Below are 19,006 nucleotides of genomic sequence, written 5' to 3' on the forward strand. Positions count from 1 at the left end.
ATGAAATATATTGTTTGCGAAAAACCGCAGGAGTTTCTAATCAAAGAAAAACCAATGCCGGAACCAAAAGAGGGAGAAGTACTTTTGAAAATTAGAAGAATAGGAGTTTGCGGAACCGATATTCATGCTTTTGGAGGAACACAGCCTTATTTTGAATACCCCAGAATTTTAGGTCACGAACTGGCTGCCGAATATATTAAAGGAAATGCAAAAGGTTTTGAGCCTGGCGATAAAGTAACTTTTATTCCTTATTTCAGCTGCGGAACATGTGTGGCCTGTCGAAATGGTCTGACTAATTGTTGTGCCAATATCAAAGTCTTCGGCGTGCATATTGACGGCGGAATGGCCGAGTATGTTACGATTCCGGAACAGTATTTATTGCACGGACAAGGTTTGGATTATGACGAACTGGCTTTGGTTGAACCATTAGCAATTGCAGCACACGGAGTAAGAAGAGCCGCTGTAAAAGCAACCGACACTGTTTTAGTAATGGGTGCAGGACCTATTGGATTAGGATTGATTCAGTTTGCTAAAATTGCCGGTGCCAAAGTGATTGTGATGGATATCAACGAATATCGTCTTAACTTTTGTAAAGAAGCACTTCAGGCAGATGAAACCATCAATCCGCTGAATGATGATGTGGCTGCAAAATTAGCAGAACTTACCAACGGCGATATGGCGAATGTAGTCATTGACGCTACCGGAAATCAAAAAGTGATGAACAGTGCTTTTAATTATATTTCGCATGGCGGAAGATTCGTATTGGTGGGACTTCAAAAAGGAGAATTGAGTTTCAGTCATCCTGATTTTCATAAAAGGGAATCTACTTTGATGAGCAGCAGAAATGCGACTATCGAAGATTTTGAATATGTAATGAAATGTCTGAAAGAAGGTAAAATCGATCCGAAAAAATACATTACACACAGAGCTGGTTTTGAGGATATGATCAGTGAATTTGGAAAATGGATTGATCCGAAAAACAATACTATCAAAGCAATTATAGAATTAAATTAATTCTGAAAAATATAATATTATGGATTTACATTTAAAAGGTAAAATTGTAGTCGTATCAGGATCGGCAGGAAAAGAAGGAAGTATTGGTGAGACCATCATCAATCGATTAGCTGATGAAGGTGCTATTCCGGTTTTGGTTGACAGAAACAGCAGAGGTTTTGGTTATGCGGAAGCTTTTCAGAAAAAAGGAATCGATTCTTTGTTTGTACAAACGGATGTGACCAATCCTGATGAAATGCAAAATGCAGTCAACAAAATTGTTGAAAAATACGGCAGGATAGATGTCGTGATTAATAATGTAGGGGTAAATGACGGTGCCGGTTTAGATGCTACTTACGAAGAGTTTATGGATTCATTAAAGCTTAATGTGGTAAGTTACTTTTTGCTCGTGAAATTTGCACTTCCATACCTAAAAGAATCAAAAGGTAATATTTTGAATATTGGTTCAAAAGTAGCTTTGACAGGGCAAGGTGGGACTTCAGGATATGCGGCTGCAAAAGGCGGTGTTCTTGGACTTACGAGAGAATGGGCTGTAGATTTGATTCAGTACGGAATCCGTTCTAATGCCATTATTATTGCTGAATGCTATACACCTGCATACGAAGACTGGATCAAAACAGTGCCGGATGGTGAAGCAGTTTTGAAAAAAATAAATAAAAGTATTCCGTTTGAGTCCAGAATGACTACAACAGAAGAAATTGCAGATACGGCGCTTTTTATTATTTCAGATCGTTCTTCTCATACTACGGGACAATTTGTTTTCGTAGAAGGAGGTTATGTGCATTTGGACCGTGCCTTAATCAGTGATGTAAATTAATTAGGTATGAACCGAGTTGATTCCCATCAGCATTTTTGGATATTTGATCCGGTTAGAGATAGCTGGATTGATGATTCGATGCAAAAGATTCAAAGGGATTTTTTACCCCAAGATTTGTCGCCATTGCTTTCAGAAAATCAATTTTCGGGATGCGTAGCGGTTCAGGCAAGTCAGTCTGAAGAAGAAACTAATTTTTTACTAGATCTCGCTTCAAAAAATGATTTCATAAAAGGAGTTGTGGGCTGGGTTGATTTAAGAGCTGAAAATATTTCAGAGCGATTGAGTCATTTTTCTCAATTTGAAAAATTAAAAGGGTTCCGACATGTTGTGCAGGGAGAACCGGATGATTTTATGTTTGGGGCGGCATTTCGTAAGGGAATTGCAGCTTTGAAGGAATTCAATTTTACGTATGATATTTTGATTTTTCATCGTCAGCTGCCGGCTGCAATTGATTTGGTGAAATCTTTCTCTGATCAGGCTTTTGTGATCGACCATATTGCAAAACCGGATATAAAATCGGGTGAGATTGCGTCCTGGAAAGAAGGAATTAAGGAGATTGCAAAATTCGAAAATGTAAAATGCAAAATTTCCGGAATGGTGACGGAAGCCGATTGGAACAATTGGAAACCATCCGATTTAAAACCGTATCTGGATGTGATTTTTGAAAACTTCTCTGCAGATAAATTAATGTTCGGATCCGACTGGCCGGTTTGCAATGTAGCTTCAGATTATAAGCAACTGGTAAAAACATTAGAAGATTATATGTCTCAGCTTTCAATAGAGGATCAGAATAAAATCTGGTCTGAAAATGCGAAATCATTTTATAAGTTTAATGACTAAAATGATAATTTCAGTTAATAAAAAAAGCGTGAATTTCTACAATTCACGCTTTTTTATTTTCAGTTTGGACTTTTATTATTTCAAAACATCAGTTTCAGGAGTCCATTTTTTTTGCCATTCCGGATATTTTTTAAGGGCTTTTTCAGGATTGTACGTGTACCAGGCATAACCGCTTCTGCGTTCACGGCTTACTTCAGCCAATGAATATAAGTATACACTGTCTCTGTCGCAAAACAAAGGTTTTCCGGTTCCTAATTCGTAATAGCGTGTCCAGATTGGAGGTGCTGTAGGATCGTTTACAACACGACGATCATCTTTAACTTTCTTGAATTTCGAATCAAATTCAGGAGCTTCAAAAGTCTCCACTCTGGTATTGTATATTTTAGAATCCTGAAACCACTTAATCGCACCTTGCACAGATCGAATAACCTGTTCGCTTGGATTTTCTATTTTCATCAAAAATAAAACCACGTCAACACTTTCTGCATTACTAACACTAGGCGGTTCAAATTTTCTTGCCCATGCAGGTAATAAGGTTACCTCGTCATGCTGCTGACACCAGGCACTTAATTTTCCATGATCAGAAATTTGTGTTTTTAAAATGCAGTCAATTCCTTTTTCATAAGCAATATTTACTTTGTTTCTTGTTTCAGCATCTACGAAACTAAAATTAGAATCGTTCCTGATTATTTTGTCAAGCAAATTCATGATTCCCATATAAGTTCCATCGTTGAAAGTTATATGACGGCTATATCCTTTTTCTAAAGGGAAATATTGCGGCCATCCACCATTTGCATATTGTGCTTCAAGGATAAAGTTGATTCCTCTCAGGCATGCAATTTTATATTTTTCGCTTTTAGTCAGTGTGTAAACCTGCGCTAAATAATAAATATGAGTATAAGTGGTAGCATTGTCAAAAGTCGTATGCAATACAGATTTTGTATAAACGACATCTTTTATCTGCTCTTCGGTCAGAATAGCACGCATATCATAATTTTTTGGCCAGCCCCCGTTATCGCGCTGAAAATATAAAATATTATCTGCTATTTTGGTGTAATCGGTTTCCTCATATCTGGGCTGATTCGGGATCGGATTTACAATATTGCTTTTATCTGCAATACCATACCAGTGATTCGTACTGTCACCAAATGGTTTTGTACTGATTGCTGCATTTTTATCTTTTTCAGATTGAGCGCCTGAATGAAGAAACGAAAAGGAGGTGAGTAGGATGCCAAATAATAAACTCTTATTTCTGGACAGATTTTGTAATGTTTTCATAGTAATTTTTGATGAGCTCCTGTTTGTGTTTGTTTTAGACTTAGACTCAACAGAAGCAAAATAGTTTAATCACCTATAGTTTTACTGCAGATTTTGGAACCGTTTCTCCAATAACTGTTTTCTTGGCAAAATCTGAATTTGATGAAGGCACAAATTCAACATTTTCAGTAGCTTCTCCATTAATAGTAATAGCATTAGAAGCTGTCGAATTCAGTTCAATATCTTTGAAAGACATATTTTTACCATTGTAAATTTCAATTACGGTTGGTTTTTCAATATCCAGTTTTGCATTGTGAATTTTGATTCCGTTAGCATCAACAATAGTAAATCCTTTTTCTGCTTTTGCAATCAAATTAGAGATTTCAATGTTTTCAAGGTTCATCTCAGGTAATCCTTGTAAAAATACGGCCTGTTGCGCACCTTTAATTGTCACATTTTTTATTGAAATGTTTTTGAACTGTGGTGTTTTTTCATCTACAGGCATCTTTTGATTCACAATTTTATCACCCCCTTCTTCCAAAGTTTCAGCAATAGATTTTCCTCCATAATAAAGATTGAATGAAATCGCCTGAGACGGAATATCGGTCATGAAAATATCAGAAATGAAAATGTTTTCTACAACACCTCCGCGTCCACGGTTACTTTTAAAACGCAATCCCACATCAGTTCCCATAAAAGTGCAATTAGAAACGTGCATGTTTTTTACACCTCCGGACATTTCACTTCCTACAGTTACACCTCCGTGTCCGTGATACACAATATTGTTTTTTACAATAATATTTTCACAAGGAACTCCACGATCACGACCGTCTTTATCTTTTCCTGATTTAATACAGATGGCATCGTCTCCTACATCAAAACTTGAATTTTCAACAATCACATTTTTACAGGATTCTACATCCAGTCCATCACCATTTTGTGAAAACCAAGGGTTACGAACCGTTACATTACGAACAATTAAATCTTCAATCATTAATGGGTGAATGTTCCATGCCGGAGAATTTTGAAATACCGGTCCGTCAAACAATACTCTTTTGCTGTTTTGAATGCTTACCAATACAGGACGAAGAAAATCATGAATAGCTTCAAATTCTTCTTTTGTTTTTAAATCCAGACGTACATTTTGATCAGCCCCTACAGAAGCTTTCATAAAGGTTTCTGATGGATACCAGCTTGTTTTACTTTCGTTAAGAACTCCGCCTGAATTCACAAACGCTTTCCATTGGCTTTCTGTTAATTTGCCTTTTTTAACTTGTCTCCAAACCTCGCCGGAACCATCCCAAACACCATTTCCGGTAAAGGCAACATCTTCAAGATTTTTTCCGTAAAGAGGAGAGATACAACGCCAGGTATTCAAACCTTCAAAGCTGGTTTCAATTATTGGATATAAACTCTTGTCTGGTGAAAATTTGATTAAAGCACCGGTCTGTGCATGCAATTCTATTTTACTTTTTAGAATGATTGGACCTGTTAACCAGATTCCCGGAGGAATGATTAATTTTCCGCCTCCTTTTTTTGAAAGCGCATTAATCGCATCTTCAAAAGCTTTTGTGTTTAAAACATATCCGCCGTTTACTGCACCGAAATCTTTTAGGTTCACCGTATTTTTCGGAATTTTTGGCTCATTTACCTTCGGCATTTTAAACTCAATGTTCGCATAAGTGTCATTGGATTTTGACTTTTGTGCTATCATATTTCCTGAACAGTTTATTGCCAAAACAGCCAAAAGCATACGAAAAAAGTTAGTTGGATTAGTTTTCATTCTTATTGAATTAGTTAAAGTTTAATTTTTAGGTATCAAAATAGTACGATATGTTTATCTTGATAATACTTTTTTTACAAATTGTAAAATAAGTTTCGTAAAAAAACGAAAATACAATAATGTAATCGATTGCACAAATTTATAAAAAATATTTACAATATATTTAATAGATGTAAAAAAACGATTAAGACTGTCTGTAAGTTAATTGCAATATTTTTTGCTATTTTTCATTTATACGCACTGATGCCAGGTAACTAAACAGAAGCAGGAAGGTACAGGACACTTATATTTTTGTGTTCTGTTAAATTGTACCCTCATTTGGTAAAAGTGTAAAAAATACATTTATCTGCAAGTCTTATACTGTTAAGAAATAAACCCTTTACGGCTTTACCTAAAAAATAAAAAAATGCGTTTAAATACTTTGACAAAAGTTCTAATTATCTTTTTAATAACTATTTGCACATTCTCAATGAATGCAGCCGAAATTTGGGTTTCCCCTCAAGGAAAAGACACCAATCCCGGAACAAAGGTCAGTCCCTTGGGAACCGTTCAGATGGCAGTAAGAAAAGCAAGAGAACTGCGAAGATTAAAAGATGCATCAATAAAAGACGGAATCCGTATTATTGTAATGAACGGAACCTATTATTTGAACGAACCTTTATTTGTTCGTCCTGAAGATTCGGGAACAGCAGACTGTCCGACGACTATTGAAGCAGATGCAAATGCTAAACCAATCTTAAGTGGAGGAATCGAAATCAAAAACTGGAAAAAATCAACACTTGCCATAAACGGCTTAAAAGCAGGAACAATTTGGGAAGCCAATGCGCCACAGCAGGCAGGTGAAATTATCAATTACCGTCAGTTATGGGTGAATGGCAAAAAAGCCGTGAGAGCCAAAAGTACTGCAGGGACCCAAATGGACAGAATCCTTTCCTGGGATGCAGCAACCGAAACCTGCTGGATTCCTTTCAAAGATAAATCGGTTAAGTTTGAGCCGGGAATGGAAATGTACATCGTGCAATGGTGGGCGATTGCCAATCTTCGAATCAAAAATATTGAAGTAGTTAAAGACAGCGCAAGGCTTTCATTCGAACAGCCTGAAAGCAAAATTCAGAGCGAACACCCCTGGCCGGCACCTTGGATTTCTAAAAACAATGGAAATTCAGCATTCTATTTAAACAACGGAATCTCGATGCTGAATGAACCGGGAGAATGGTTTTTAGACAGAAAAAAAGCTAAAATTTATTATATCCCAAGAAAAGGAGAAGATTTGGCTTCTGCTAAAGTAACTGCACCGGTTTTGGAAAATTTGGTAAAAATTGAAGGCACTCTAGATACTCCGGTGCATCATTTTAATTTCAAAGGAATTTCATTTCAGTACAGCAACTGGCTTCGTCCTTCACAGCAGGGACACGTTCCGTTACAGGCAGGAATGTATTTACTGGATGCCTATAAACTCAAAACTCCGGGAACTCCGAATCAGGCGACTTTAGAAAATCAGGGATGGGTAGGAAGACCAAGAGCAGCTGTTGAGGTAAATTATGCTAACAATACACTTTTCGAATCTTGTACTTTTGAACATTTGTCTTCTACAGGATTAGATTTGCATAGAGGAACGAATCATAATATTGTCAAAGGAAATCTATTCAAAGACATTGGTGGAAACGGAATCAATCTGGGTGTTTTTTCTGAAGAATCTTTTGAAGCGCATTTACCTTATACCGTAAAAGATGATAGAGTAGTTTGTTCAGATGAATTGATTACCGATAATTTAATTACCAACGTAGCCAACGAAGATTGGGGATGTCTGGGAATTGCTGCCGGTTTTATAAAAAATCTGACGATTGAACACAACGAAATTTCGGATGTGGCCTATAGCGGAATTTCGATGGGATGGGGTTGGACACACACCGACAACGTAATGCGAAACAATAAAATTCAGCGAAATAAAATCCATCATTATGCGAAGCATTTGCATGATGTAGCCGGAATTTACACGCTTTCATCACAGCCTGAAAGCAGAATTGAAGAAAATTACATTGATAAAGTCTATAACAGTCTGTATGCACACGATCCATTTTTATGGCTTTACTTGTATACCGATGAAGGAAGTCAGGGCTTTACGATTAAAAACAACTGGATTCCAATTCAGAAAATATTGAAAAATAACAATGGTCCGAAAGGGAATATCTGGCAGGACAATTATGCTTTTGTAGATCCAAAAATCAAAGAAAATGCCGGAATTCGTGCGCCATACAACAACCTATTAGCGAAAGAAGTTGTCGTTGACGAAGCCTGGGGATTGCAGGAAATGCCAAAATCGGTTGCCATAGAATTAATTGGAAAAGATCTGGATATCGAAAAAATTAAATCGACTATAAAAGGATTCCGAATCGTAGGCGAAGAATTGTACCAATGGGAAAACCATTTAGTAATTTACGGATTGATGAATCAGCCGGAAAGAACGAAACGAAAACTGGCTTTGGCTTTTCCTAAACTGGAAATCAAAATCTACGAAAACCCGGTTTATGATTTTCAGAATTTCCAAAGATGTAAAGATGCCAAAGTAGCTTCTGAATGGGAGAATATCGTTCTGACTGCAAATTTAGTTGAAGATGAAAAACTGCAAAAAGAATACGTAAATTATCACACAACTCAATTCGAAAAGTGGCCGGAAATTGCCAAAGGTTTCTGCAATGCCGATTTTCAACAATTACAGGTTTTCAAAAACGGAAGGCAATTGATGTTGGTGATCAGCATCCCGAAAGGAGAAAGTCTGGATAAACTGAATCCAAAAACAACTGAAAATAATCCGCGTGTAGACGATTGGAACAACTTAATGAAAAAATACCAAACCGGAATTGAAGGCTCAAAGCCGGGAGAAGTTTGGATTTTCCTGAACAAAGTTAAAGCAGAAGAGAAAAAGTAGAATAAAGAGCAAAGAATAAAGAAAAAAATCTGCTCAATCTGCTTAATCTGCGTGAAAAATAAAACTAACAATCTTAATTAACCACACCTCATGTTAAAAATAGCTATTCTGGGACTTGGAGAAGGACGAAGCACCATGTCGGCCGCTTTAGAAAGTTCAAAATTAGAACTTTCTAAAGTGTGCGACAGAAATGAAGAAATCTGCAAGCAAAGAGCAAAAGAATTTGATTTTCATTCATACACAACTAACTACGACGATTTATTAAACGATAAATCCATTGACATCATCGCTATTTATACGCCGGACCATCTGCATGCTCAACACGTTAAGCAGGCTTTGCTGGCAGGAAAGCACGTAGTGTGTACCAAACCGTTTATCGATGACCTTTCGGATGCCAAAGAACTATTGGAACTAAGTAAAACAACCGGTAAAAAGGTTTTCATCGGACAAAGTTCAAGATTCTTCGAACCGGCCAAAAGACAAAGAGCAGATTATGAAGCCGGATTAATAGGTGATTTAATTACGATAGAAGCCCAATATCACGCAGACCACAGATGGTTTTTGAAAAAAGAATGGTCATTATTGCAGTCTTTCAAATGGTTGTACGGAGGTTTAAGCCATCCTGTAGATTTCATTCGTTGGTATCTTCCAAATATTCAGGAAGTAATGGGGTATGGAATGATCAGCAGTAACGGAGCTGTTGCAGGATTAAAAAACGAAGATACGATGCATTTTATTTTCAAAGCTACAGATGGAAGAATTGCCAGAGTGAGCGGAGTCTATACTTCGCCAACACAGCCAGCTCAAAGAGACAGTGGAATGAGCACAATTTTAAGAGCAACAGAAGGTGCGAGTCAGGCCGATTATCACGAATTGCGTTATGCCGTTACGGATAAAACCGGTGAAGAAAAAGTAATCACCTGGGGTGACAGCACTATAAAATATTATTTCCGTTTTGAAGGGCAAAGTCATCATGGTGGAGAATACCAAAATTATTTAGAATATTTTGTGGACAGTATTGAACAGAATTTTGAAGCCTATCCAAATATGGAAGAAGGCATCGGAACCGTGGCATTATTACAGGCAATGGATAAATCATTACAAACCGGTCTGCCAGTAAAAATTGCTGACGTCCTTAACGAATACGGACTATGAACAGCATCTACGATAAGTTAACGACTTTAGATTTTATCATTGTAGCGATTTATCTGGTGACCTTATTGGTCATTGGTTATGTAGTGAGCGTGAAGCAAAGCAAGAAGAACGAAACGCTTTTTATGGCGGGAAATTCCCTGAACTGGTACAACATCGGATTCAATATGTGGGGTACCAATGTGGGGCCATCTTCTTTATTGGCTTTTGCCAGTATTGGTTACGCGACCGGAATCGTAGCCGGAAATTTCGAATGGTATGCCTTTGTGTTTTTATTGCTTTTGGCTATCGTTTTTGCACCGAGATATATTGCCAGCAAAGTCAGCACGATGCCGGAATATATGGGAAAACGTTATGGCGACAGTACACAGACGATTTTGGCCTGGTACGCTATGGTTAAGATTTTAGTAAGTTGGCTGTCGTTGGGATTGTTTAGCGGAGGAATTTTGGTACGTCAGATTTTAGGAATTCCGATGTGGCAGAGTGTGACGGTATTGGTAATCTTTTCAGGAATTTTTACTTACGCCGGAGGATTGAAAGCCATTGCCAAAGTGAATGTTTTTCAGATGATTTTATTGATTGTCGTTTCGCTTACCTTATCGTATTTAGGTTTACAGAAAGTAGGCGGAATCGAAGCTTTGATTGCCAAAACACCTTCTAATTTCTGGAATCTGGTTCAGCCCGCAGACGATGCACATTATCCGTGGCCTGCTATTTTATTAGGTTATCCGGTGGCGGCAGTAGCATTTTTCTGTACCGATCAATCGATGGTGCAGAGTGTTTTGGGAGCCAAAAATCTGGAGCAGGGACAATTGGGGGTGAACTTCATAGGCTGGCTAAAAGTAATGGCTTTGCCATTGTTTATTTTACCGGGAATCCTGTGTTCGGTTTTGTTTCCGGAATTGGGTGAAAACTCCGATTTGGCTTATATGACCATGGTTACGAATTTATTCCCAAGCGGAATGAACGGTTTGGTGATTTGTGTCATGATTGCCGTTTTGGTAGGAACAATTGGTTCGTCATTGAATGCATTGAGTACCGTTTTCACGAATGATATTTATGTAAAGAAAATGAATCCGACAGCGTCTATTAAAGAGCAGATCAAAATCGGAAGATTGACAATTGGGGCAGGTTGTGTGTTCGCCATTCTGATTGCCATTGCGATTGATAATATTAAAGGACAAAATTTGTTCAACATCTTTCAGGCAGTTTTAGGATTTCTGGCGCCATCATTATCAGTGGTGTTTTTGTTGAGTGTTTTTTGGAAACGCACTACAAAAAAATCCGTAAATGCTACTTTATCTTGGGGATCAGCCTTCAGTTTATTCGTAGGAGTTTTGTATTTATGGATTTTCCCTGCAGATAAGTATCCGGTTTGGCCACACTTTTTATTGATTTCGTTTTACATTTTTGCTGTGCTTTTAATTGCTGCAGTGATTATTTCATTAACCGATAAAAATCCGGAAGTTAATTTTTCAGATGAAACGGATATTCCTAAAACGAGTAAGAAAGTGAAGTTGCTGTTTGGTTTGTTAGGATTGGTGATTTTGGCTTTGTATCTTGTTTTCAATTTCAATTAAATGCTAATGAAAGTATAACAAGTAGAGACGTAAAGTAGTGCGTCTTTTTTATATATGAAAAAACAATTTCCAAATCAAATCCAATTTCACCAAAACCATTGAATTAATTCAATATTTTTATAAAAAACCATAAGTACCTTGTGCAGTTCAAACTAACACAAAACTTATGAAAAAAATCTACTATTTTATGCTGTCCCTTTTAGTATCGGGATCAGTTTCAGCAGCTACTTATTATGTGACACCAACCGGAAACGCTACTAATTCGGGTTCGAGTTTTACTAACGCAATCAATTTTAAAACGGCAGTTGGCAAAGCTGTTGCCGGAGATGTTATTTTATTACAAGCCGGAACTTATACTATTGCGTATACTGCCGGTGCAAAAAATACTATTTCGTTTACAAAATCAGGAACTTCGGCAAGTCCTATTAAGGTAGAATGTGTAAACAATGGAAGGGCGATCATAGATTTTTCGTTTCCGGATCAGGAATGGGTACAGGATTCGTACGGTTTTAGCATTACAGGTTCTTATTGGAGTTTTAAAGGAATTGCCATTACCAGAGCAGGTTATCAGGGAGCATATGTAACAGGTGCCAATACTATTTTCGAAAATTGTGCTTTTTATAACAATCGTAACACAGGTTTGGAAATTAACAAAGGAGGTTCGAATACTACGGTAAAAAACTGTGATGCGTACAGAAATTATGACCCTAAAAAAAAGGGAAGCATGGCTGATGGTTTTGGTCCAAAACAAGAACAGGGACCCGGAAATAAATTCATCAACTGCCGTGCATGGGAAAATTCAGATGACGGATATGATTGTTTTGACAGTACTCAAAAAGTAACTTTCGAAAATTGCTGGGCGATAAGAAACGGCGTTGATGTGTGGAATTACGGAGGATTTACCGGAAACGGAAATGGTTTTAAAGTAGGAGGAAATTCTGTTCCGGCTGACAATGTACTGACCAAATGTGTTGCAATAGGACATCCCAAAAAAGGATTCGATCAGAACAACAATACCGGAAGCATAACACTATATAATTGTACAGGATTCGGAAACAACATCAACTTTGGTTTTGGAAATCCGGTGCAGTCGGGAAAGAAACATATTTTCAAAAATAATATTTCATTATCCGGAACAATTTCTATTTCAAACGCTACACAGCAAAACAACTCGTGGAATCTAAGTGTCACTGTAAATACCTCCGATTTTACAAGTACCAGTACTTCACTTGCCATCGGAGCCCGACAGTCAAATGGGGATCTTCCAACAAACTTACCATTCAAATTAGTTCAGGGAAGTGATCTGATTGACAAAGGGACAAATGTTGGTCTTTCGTATTCCGGCAGTAATCCTGATTTAGGTTATTCCGAAAGTAACTTTACAACCGCTAAAAAAATAAATACAGATCTAAATGTGGAAACAATAGAAGATGTTAATTCTGATTTCACATTTAATTATTATCCAAATCCGGTAAAAAACATCCTGACAATAGAATTAGACAACGAAATGGCAAAAGGCACTTTAATTGAGCTGTTTGATTTGTCCGGTAAATTGATTGTTACTAAAACTGTAAATAGGCAAACAGAAAACTTAAGTTTAGAAAATCTTCCATCTGGAGCTTATATTTTGACTTTAACAACTAATGGAAATAAAATTAGTAAACGTATTATTAAAGATTAAAGGGGTACAATTTTAGTGTTTCACTTTGAAAATTAGATACAAAAAAACAGATAGTTTTCAGTTGAAGAACTATCTGTTTTTTTATGAAATACTGTAAGATTGTTTGCAAAACTTGCTTTAAATGCCAAAAAAAGAAACCTTTGCGACTTCGCGACTTTGCGAGATTAAAAAATTAGGCCTTTTTTCGACCTTCAATATTCGGTAAAAAGCCGGTAATAATACCAATCAACGGCAGGAAGGCACAAATTTTAAAAACATATTCGATACTGGTGGCATCAGCAATTTTTCCTAAAACCGCAGAACCTAACCCGCCCATTCCAAAAGCAAACCCGAAGAAAAGACCAGCTACCAGACCCACTTTTCCCGGCAGTAATTCGGTAGCATAAACTAAAATTGCAGAGAACGCAGATGAAAGTATCAGGCCAATAATTACAGATAAAATTCCAACCCAGAATAGAGAAACGTAAGGCAGCATCATAGTAAAAGGAGCAACACCCAGAATCGAAACCCAGATTACATATTTTCTTCCAAAGCGATCACCAATTGGTCCGCCAATCAAAGTTCCTGCAGCAACTGCTCCCGAAAATAAGAATAAATAAACCTGAGACTGCTGAATCGAGATATGAAATTTATCAATCAAAAAGAACGTATAATAACTCGTAATACTCGCCATGTAGAAATATTTGGAGAAAATCAAAACCAATAAAATTGCTAACGAAGCAATCACTCTGTTTTTGGACAAATGATGTGTTTCGATTTTAAGAGCCGATTTATTAGCCATTCTTTCAGATAAATGTGCTGTGTACCAAAGCGCAATTTTATACAAAGCAAAAATCCCAACCAAAGCAATAATACAAAACCAAGCCACATAACTTTGTCCGTGCGGAATGATAATAAAAGCTGCCAATAAAGGCCCGATAGCACTTCCCGCATTTCCGCCTAACTGAAAGATTGACTGCGCCAGTCCTTTTTTACCTCCCGAAGCCAGATGCGCCACCCGGGAAGATTCGGGATGGAAAATCGAAGACCCGATTCCGATTAAGCTCACAGATAATAAAAGATACGTAAAGCTCGAAGCAATCGAAACAAGAAATAACCCGGTCATGGTAAAACACATTCCGATAATCAACGAATAAGGCTTTGATTTTTTGTCGGTATACATTCCCACAAAAGGCTGAAGGATAGAAGCGACAATCTGATACGTAAAAGTGATAATCCCGATTTGAGAAAAACTTAAATTGAAATTTTCCTTCAGTAACGGATAAATGGACGGAACAACAGCCTGTAAAAGATCATTAATTAAATGCGAAAAACTGATGATAAAAAGAATAGAATAAGTAGTTTTTTTGACTATTTCCGAATTTGTTTTAATGGTCTCCATGAGTTATTTTTAGATTATGACAGATTAAAGATGATATCTGCAATTAATTTTTTTACAAAGGTGAAAATAAATGATTATGTCTTAATTACTATATTTGGACAATGAATAGCGATGTTCGGACATATAAAGTAGTTGATTTTGGATTTCAGATAAATCCTGACTTACCAGTAGTGGGTTATACCGAAATGGTAACTGATGCCGTTTGTATATCACATTCGCATCCGCGGGCACAGCTTATTTATGCTACGAGCGGTGTTATGAATGTCGTGGTCAATAATCAGATTTGGGTTGTAAATCCGCTGCAGGGACTTTGGATTCCGGGTCATACCGAGCATCAGGTAACGTTTCAAAAAGACGTTAATTTATATAGTGTTTATGTCGATCCTTCGTTTATGGATGGCTTGCCGAAAGTCAGTTTCTCTTTTGATATTTCGGTATTTCTAAAACAATTGGTTTTTAAAATCATTTCTTTTGGAACTGATGGAGATATTTCGCCGTCCAAAAGAAGAATCATCGATGTATTCCTGGACGAATTGGCCTTAATCGAACCAAGTGCCACTTTTCTGCCAACAACCAACCATGAAAGACTGCAAAAAGTAGTGCAGCTTTTGCTCAATGATGTAGCAAGTAAAAATACGATCGAGTATTATGCCGACATATCTTTTATGAGCAGCAAAACCTTATCCCGCTTATTCATCAAAGAACTCGGAATGAATTTCAGCGACTGGCGTACCCGGTTGAAATTACTGGAAGCCATAAAACGATTAGGCGAAAAGCAATCCATAAAAGAAATAGCGCTCGATTTGGGGTATGAAACTGCGAGTGCTTTTATTTTTATGTTTAAAAAGCATTTGGGAACGACACCTGCTAATTATATTTTGGAGGATCAGAAATGAGGATATTACTAAACTTTAACTAAAGTAGTTAATAGTTTATCTAATTAAATAATCAAATCCCCTGAGTCTGCCAGTTTTCCTAATTCTAAATAAATCTTCTACATAAAAACCATGAGTAATGAAGATTTTTCCATTATCTATTTTGAAATAGGGGTCCGGAAAGTTTTCTATTATTTGTTTTTCAAACCTTTCGTCATAAGTAAATTCAATGGGGTCGACAAAATTTAGCAGTTCCGGCTGATTAACAGAGTCTGGAGTGATTGTGTGAAAAAGATTTTTGGGTTTTAAAGGAGAAGCCCATCTTCCTTCTTTGGTCATATAAACATCATCAAACAAATATTTAACCTGAATTAATTCCCCTTGATATTCCAGAATATACAATAAGGTATAATCGTATTGCGTAAAATTACTTTTAAAAGGAGAGTAATTTTGCGGTAAGGGAGCTGAATGCGCATAGGAGGTAAACTGAATAGTATCTTTTGGATAATCGCCATAAATGTTTTTTACCACTTCATATTTTGCGAGCGTTCTGCTATCTGAAGGAAGATTGCAATGACCGGGTGGAGAGTTCCAGGCTTTGATTTTTTTACCAACAAAGACGTATAATTTTGTAGGCTTTTCAGGATGTTCCGGCCAGACTTCACAAGGTTCTAATTTTAGTTTTAAATTGAGATTTTTCTTTTTTACTAAATCTGCAACTGCATATTTCTGGGTAATGTGAGCATACGATTCGAAAAATAAACTATCGGTAAGATTGGCTCTGATCTCAAAGTTGCCTAAACTGTCTGTTTGTGTTTTATGATCTTTATTGTTGTTAAGCTGATTGAAGTCTGTATTGAATTTATTATTGTCATATTTAAAATCAATTTTATTTTTAATGGCATTTGCTTTTGCAGTTTTATAAAGCAGGGTATTGTGTTTTCTAAGTTTATTGATGGTGTCATTTACAATTACAAAAACGGTGCGGTCAGAATAAGTTCCGGTATTTTGAACTCGTCCTTTTATCAGTGCTCTTTGAGAAAAAACGACCTGAAAAGTCAATATAAAAAATAGAATATATTTTTTCATTGTTGTATTGATTACATGAATTGTTAGCTTGATATTCCGTTTAATTGTAAATTTAATCAAATCTAAGATAATTACTTTTGGTTTAGTGATGGTAGAAATTCTTAGAGTATTTACAGTTTAAAAAAACATCTTTTCAATTAGTGTTTTAAAATTCTTTCAAAAACATAGAAATTTGTTAATTTCAGGATGGTGCAGGACAGTGCAGGTTGTAAAATGTGAAAATAACACTTATCTTTATTCCCAAAAAATATTTTTATGCGAAATCGATTTCTAAATTTTAAAAAATTATTTGTTTTTGCAGTTTTATTTTCTTCAGCTCTTGTATTTGCTCAGGAAAATAAACCTGCCACATGGATTTGGTATCCAGGGGATTTTGAAATTTGGTTAAGCAATAAAATGCAGGTTAGACGTACAGAACGTGAAGCAGTATTTCCACCGCTGTGGCAATATTACAGTCCGTATGCCCTGGTAACTTTTCAAACAGAAGTAGATATCCCAAAACCGGATGAGGTAAAAATCTACTCAGAAGGACCTTTTCAATTACTTTTAGATGGTGTTCAGGTTTACGGACAACCAAAATCAATTACAGTTCCTGCCGGGAAACACAAAATTTCATTTAAAGTTTACAATCAGGAAGTATTGCCGGCTATTTATATTTCGGGTCAATATGTTAAGTCTAATGCCTCCTGGCAGGTGACCAATGAAGATAAACTTTGGATTGATGAAAATGGAAAAGCGCAGCAATCCGGTACGCCATGGGTACCTGTTGGTTCCTGGAATTTTGATTCAGCAGAGAATAAACCTTCTGAATTTAAACTGACAACCAAACCTTTGAGTGCAAAAAAAACAGAAAAAATCGGAGCAGGTCAGTTGGTCGATTTTGGTAAAGAAACTTTTGGATACATTAAAATTCACGGTTTAAAAGGTAAAGGTAAAGTAGCACTTTATTATGGTGAATCTCGAGAAGAAGCTTTGGATTCCGCCAGATGTGAAACCTTAGACCATTTATCTTTTGATGGAAAACAGCCTGAAATCTATACACATAACGGATCAAAAGCATTCCGTTATGTTCAGGTACAGGCAGATGCAGGAGTAAAATACGATTCTATTTCGATGCTTTATGAATATTTGCCATTAGACTATCGCGGTGCTTTCAAATCTTCGGACCAAGAATTGAATAAAATTTGGGATGTGTCGGCTTACACAATGCATTTAACGTCCCGAGAATTTTTTATAGATGGAATCAAACGCGACCGCTGGGTTTGGTCGGGCGATGCATATCAGAGTTATTTGATGAATTATTATTTATTCTTTGATTCGGCTTCTGTAGAACGAACGCTGTTGGCTCTTCGCGGAAAAGATCCTGTGACCGCTCATGTAAATATCATTATGGATTATTCGCTGTATTGGTTTGTGGGTGTTTACGATTACTACTTACACACGGGAGATACGAAATTCATCAAAACTTTTTACCCAAGAATGAAATCGCTTATGGATTTCTGTTTGGAAAGAAGAAACAAAAACGGATTTCTGGAACCATTAGAAGGTGATTGGGTTTTTATCGACTGGGCGAACGGATTGCCAAAAACCGGAGAGGTAAGTTTTGAGCAGATGCTTTTAGCAAGAAGTTTAGAAGCCATGGCAGTGAGTGCTGAAATTGCAGGTAAAAATGAAGACCAAAAACAATATCAAAAATTAGCTTCGGATTTAAAAACCAAATTATTCGATGTGTTTTGGGATAAGAAAGAAAACGTGATGAAGCACCAGCGTATCGACGGAAAAATGCAGGATATTGTAACCAGATACGCTAATATGTTTGGTATTTTCTTCAATTATTTTGATGAAGAACAAAAACAAAGTATAAAAAATAAGGTATTACTCAATAAAGATGTTCTTCAAATCACAACACCATACATGCGTTTTTACGAACTGGAAGCCTTGTGTGCCATAGGCGAACAAGATTATGTGCTGAAAGAAATGAAAGACTATTGGGGGGGAATGTTGAAAGAAGGCGCAACATCTTTTTGGGAAGAATACAACCCAAACAAAAAAGGAAAAGAACATTTAGAAATGTATGGACGTCCTTATGGAAAAAGCCTTTGCCATGCCTGGGGGTCCAGTCCAATTTATTTGCTTGGGAAATATTATTTAGGAGTAAAACCAACTGCTCCGGGTTATGCTGAATATGAAATCAAACCGAATTTAGGCGGACAGCAATGGATGGAAGGAAAAGTGCCAACCCCAAATGGAGAAGTGGCGTTGTATGTGAGCAAATCTGAGATAAAAGTAAAAGCCTCTGAAGGCGAAGGAAAATTGGTTTTTGAAAGTGCAGGCAAACCAAAAGCGAGTTCAGGGACGATTACGGAATTGGCAAAGAATAAATATCAGTTGATCGTAAAACCGAATGTGGAGTATAAAGTGAGTTATAAAGCGATTTAAGTTCTTAGTGATTAGTACCTGGTTCCTAGTCCTTAGTTTGTAAACGTCTAGTTTGTCATTCCGACGGAGGAGGAATCTCAGCGACAATGTTCCGCAAAGATTGGAAATACTTTGTCGAGTTCCTTACGAAGGTTCCTCATTCGTCGGAATGACAAACTAAAATATAAAA

General features: G+C 36.8%; 13 protein-coding genes. 9 read left to right on the plus strand and 4 right to left on the minus strand.

What is annotated here, in order from left to right:
* The 3 genes from DMB68_RS15630 to DMB68_RS15640 are packed head-to-tail and all read left to right on the plus strand — an operon-like array spanning position 1 to position 2,671.
* Positions 1–1,014 carry a zinc-binding alcohol dehydrogenase family protein gene (locus DMB68_RS15630; RefSeq protein ID WP_031455528.1) on the plus strand — a complete coding sequence of 338 codons (1,014 nt, stop codon included), beginning with the start codon at positions 1–3 and terminating at the stop codon, positions 1,012–1,014.
* 19 nt (positions 1,015–1,033) lie between these two features.
* Positions 1,034–1,831: an SDR family oxidoreductase gene (locus tag DMB68_RS15635; protein WP_031455529.1), complete on the plus strand. Its 798-nt coding sequence runs from the start codon at positions 1,034–1,036 to the stop codon at positions 1,829–1,831.
* A gap of 6 nt (positions 1,832–1,837) precedes the next feature.
* Positions 1,838–2,671 carry an amidohydrolase family protein gene (locus tag DMB68_RS15640; RefSeq protein ID WP_110347610.1) on the plus strand — a complete coding sequence of 278 codons (834 nt, stop codon included), beginning with the start codon at positions 1,838–1,840 and terminating at the stop codon, positions 2,669–2,671.
* A 75-nt stretch (positions 2,672–2,746) separates the two neighbouring features.
* On the opposite strand, the gene pelA is transcribed toward DMB68_RS15640, so the two are convergent.
* Together pelA and DMB68_RS15650 are read right to left on the minus strand one after the other, a co-directional pair.
* Positions 2,747–3,949, minus strand: coding sequence for a pectate lyase (gene pelA / locus DMB68_RS15645; protein ID WP_110347611.1), 1,203 nt, complete (start codon positions 3,947–3,949; stop codon positions 2,747–2,749).
* A gap of 73 nt (positions 3,950–4,022) precedes the next feature.
* Complete coding sequence (locus DMB68_RS15650) at positions 4,023–5,711, minus strand: glycoside hydrolase family 28 protein (RefSeq protein ID WP_110347612.1); 1,689 nt, start codon at positions 5,709–5,711, stop codon at positions 4,023–4,025.
* Between the two features lie 406 nt (positions 5,712–6,117).
* Here DMB68_RS15650 and DMB68_RS15655 point away from each other — a divergent pair, with 406 nt between their 5' ends.
* From DMB68_RS15655 to DMB68_RS15670, 4 genes are all read left to right on the plus strand, one after another.
* Complete coding sequence (locus DMB68_RS15655; protein ID WP_110347613.1) at positions 6,118–8,640, plus strand: L-rhamnose mutarotase; 2,523 nt, start codon at positions 6,118–6,120, stop codon at positions 8,638–8,640.
* Positions 8,641–8,730: 90 nt separating this feature from the next.
* Entirely contained in the window at positions 8,731–9,795 is a 1,065-nt protein-coding gene (locus tag DMB68_RS15660) for a Gfo/Idh/MocA family protein (RefSeq protein ID WP_110347614.1), read from the plus strand.
* Entirely contained in the window at positions 9,792–11,372 is a 1,581-nt protein-coding gene (locus DMB68_RS15665; protein WP_110347615.1) for a sodium:solute symporter, read from the plus strand. Before DMB68_RS15660 ends, DMB68_RS15665 begins: the two co-directional genes overlap by 4 nt.
* Positions 11,373–11,538: 166 nt before the next feature.
* A complete protein-coding gene (locus DMB68_RS15670; RefSeq protein WP_165830151.1) occupies positions 11,539–13,053 on the plus strand; it encodes a T9SS type A sorting domain-containing protein in 1,515 nt (504 codons plus the stop codon).
* Between the two features lie 172 nt (positions 13,054–13,225).
* Here DMB68_RS15670 and DMB68_RS15675 read toward each other — a convergent pair whose 3' ends face one another.
* Positions 13,226–14,434: an MFS transporter gene (locus tag DMB68_RS15675; protein ID WP_110347616.1), complete on the minus strand. Its 1,209-nt coding sequence runs from the start codon at positions 14,432–14,434 to the stop codon at positions 13,226–13,228.
* Positions 14,435–14,535: 101 nt separating this feature from the next.
* Between DMB68_RS15675 and DMB68_RS15680 the strand changes: the two genes are divergently transcribed.
* Positions 14,536–15,330 carry an AraC family transcriptional regulator gene (locus DMB68_RS15680; RefSeq protein WP_110347617.1) on the plus strand — a complete coding sequence of 265 codons (795 nt, stop codon included), beginning with the start codon at positions 14,536–14,538 and terminating at the stop codon, positions 15,328–15,330.
* Positions 15,331–15,366: 36 nt separating this feature from the next.
* On the opposite strand, the gene DMB68_RS15685 is transcribed toward DMB68_RS15680, so the two are convergent.
* Positions 15,367–16,398, minus strand: coding sequence for a hypothetical protein (locus DMB68_RS15685; protein ID WP_124019443.1), 1,032 nt, complete (start codon positions 16,396–16,398; stop codon positions 15,367–15,369).
* A 255-nt stretch (positions 16,399–16,653) separates the two neighbouring features.
* Here DMB68_RS15685 and DMB68_RS15690 point away from each other — a divergent pair, with 255 nt between their 5' ends.
* Positions 16,654–18,837, plus strand: a complete 2,184-nt coding sequence (locus DMB68_RS15690) for an alpha-L-rhamnosidase-related protein (protein ID WP_110347619.1) — start codon at positions 16,654–16,656, stop codon at positions 18,835–18,837.
* Positions 18,838–19,006: the final 169 nt, after the last annotated feature.

It is taken from the genome of Flavobacterium hydrophilum, from assembly GCF_003202405.1.
Lineage (GTDB): Bacteria > Bacteroidota > Bacteroidia > Flavobacteriales > Flavobacteriaceae > Flavobacterium > Flavobacterium hydrophilum.

Excerpts from the sequence above, each read along its gene's own strand:
- DMB68_RS15630 (WP_031455528.1), top strand. The coding sequence starts at position 1 with ATGAAATATATTGTTTGCGAAAAACCGCAGGAGTTTCTAATCAAAGAA.
- DMB68_RS15635 (WP_031455529.1), top strand. The coding sequence starts at position 1,034 with ATGGATTTACATTTAAAAGGTAAAATTGTAGTCGTATCAGGATCGGCA.
- DMB68_RS15640 (WP_110347610.1), top strand. The coding sequence starts at position 1,838 with ATGAACCGAGTTGATTCCCATCAGCATTTTTGGATATTTGATCCGGTT.
- pelA (WP_110347611.1), bottom strand. The coding sequence starts at position 3,949 with ATGAAAACATTACAAAATCTGTCCAGAAATAAGAGTTTATTATTTGGC.
- DMB68_RS15650 (WP_110347612.1), bottom strand. The coding sequence starts at position 5,711 with ATGAAAACTAATCCAACTAACTTTTTTCGTATGCTTTTGGCTGTTTTG.
- DMB68_RS15655 (WP_110347613.1), top strand. The coding sequence starts at position 6,118 with ATGCGTTTAAATACTTTGACAAAAGTTCTAATTATCTTTTTAATAACT.
- DMB68_RS15660 (WP_110347614.1), top strand. The coding sequence starts at position 8,731 with ATGTTAAAAATAGCTATTCTGGGACTTGGAGAAGGACGAAGCACCATG.
- DMB68_RS15665 (WP_110347615.1), top strand. The coding sequence starts at position 9,792 with ATGAACAGCATCTACGATAAGTTAACGACTTTAGATTTTATCATTGTA.
- DMB68_RS15670 (WP_165830151.1), top strand. The coding sequence starts at position 11,539 with ATGAAAAAAATCTACTATTTTATGCTGTCCCTTTTAGTATCGGGATCA.
- DMB68_RS15675 (WP_110347616.1), bottom strand. The coding sequence starts at position 14,434 with ATGGAGACCATTAAAACAAATTCGGAAATAGTCAAAAAAACTACTTAT.
- DMB68_RS15680 (WP_110347617.1), top strand. The coding sequence starts at position 14,536 with ATGAATAGCGATGTTCGGACATATAAAGTAGTTGATTTTGGATTTCAG.
- DMB68_RS15685 (WP_124019443.1), bottom strand. The coding sequence starts at position 16,398 with ATGAAAAAATATATTCTATTTTTTATATTGACTTTTCAGGTCGTTTTT.
- DMB68_RS15690 (WP_110347619.1), top strand. The coding sequence starts at position 16,654 with ATGCGAAATCGATTTCTAAATTTTAAAAAATTATTTGTTTTTGCAGTT.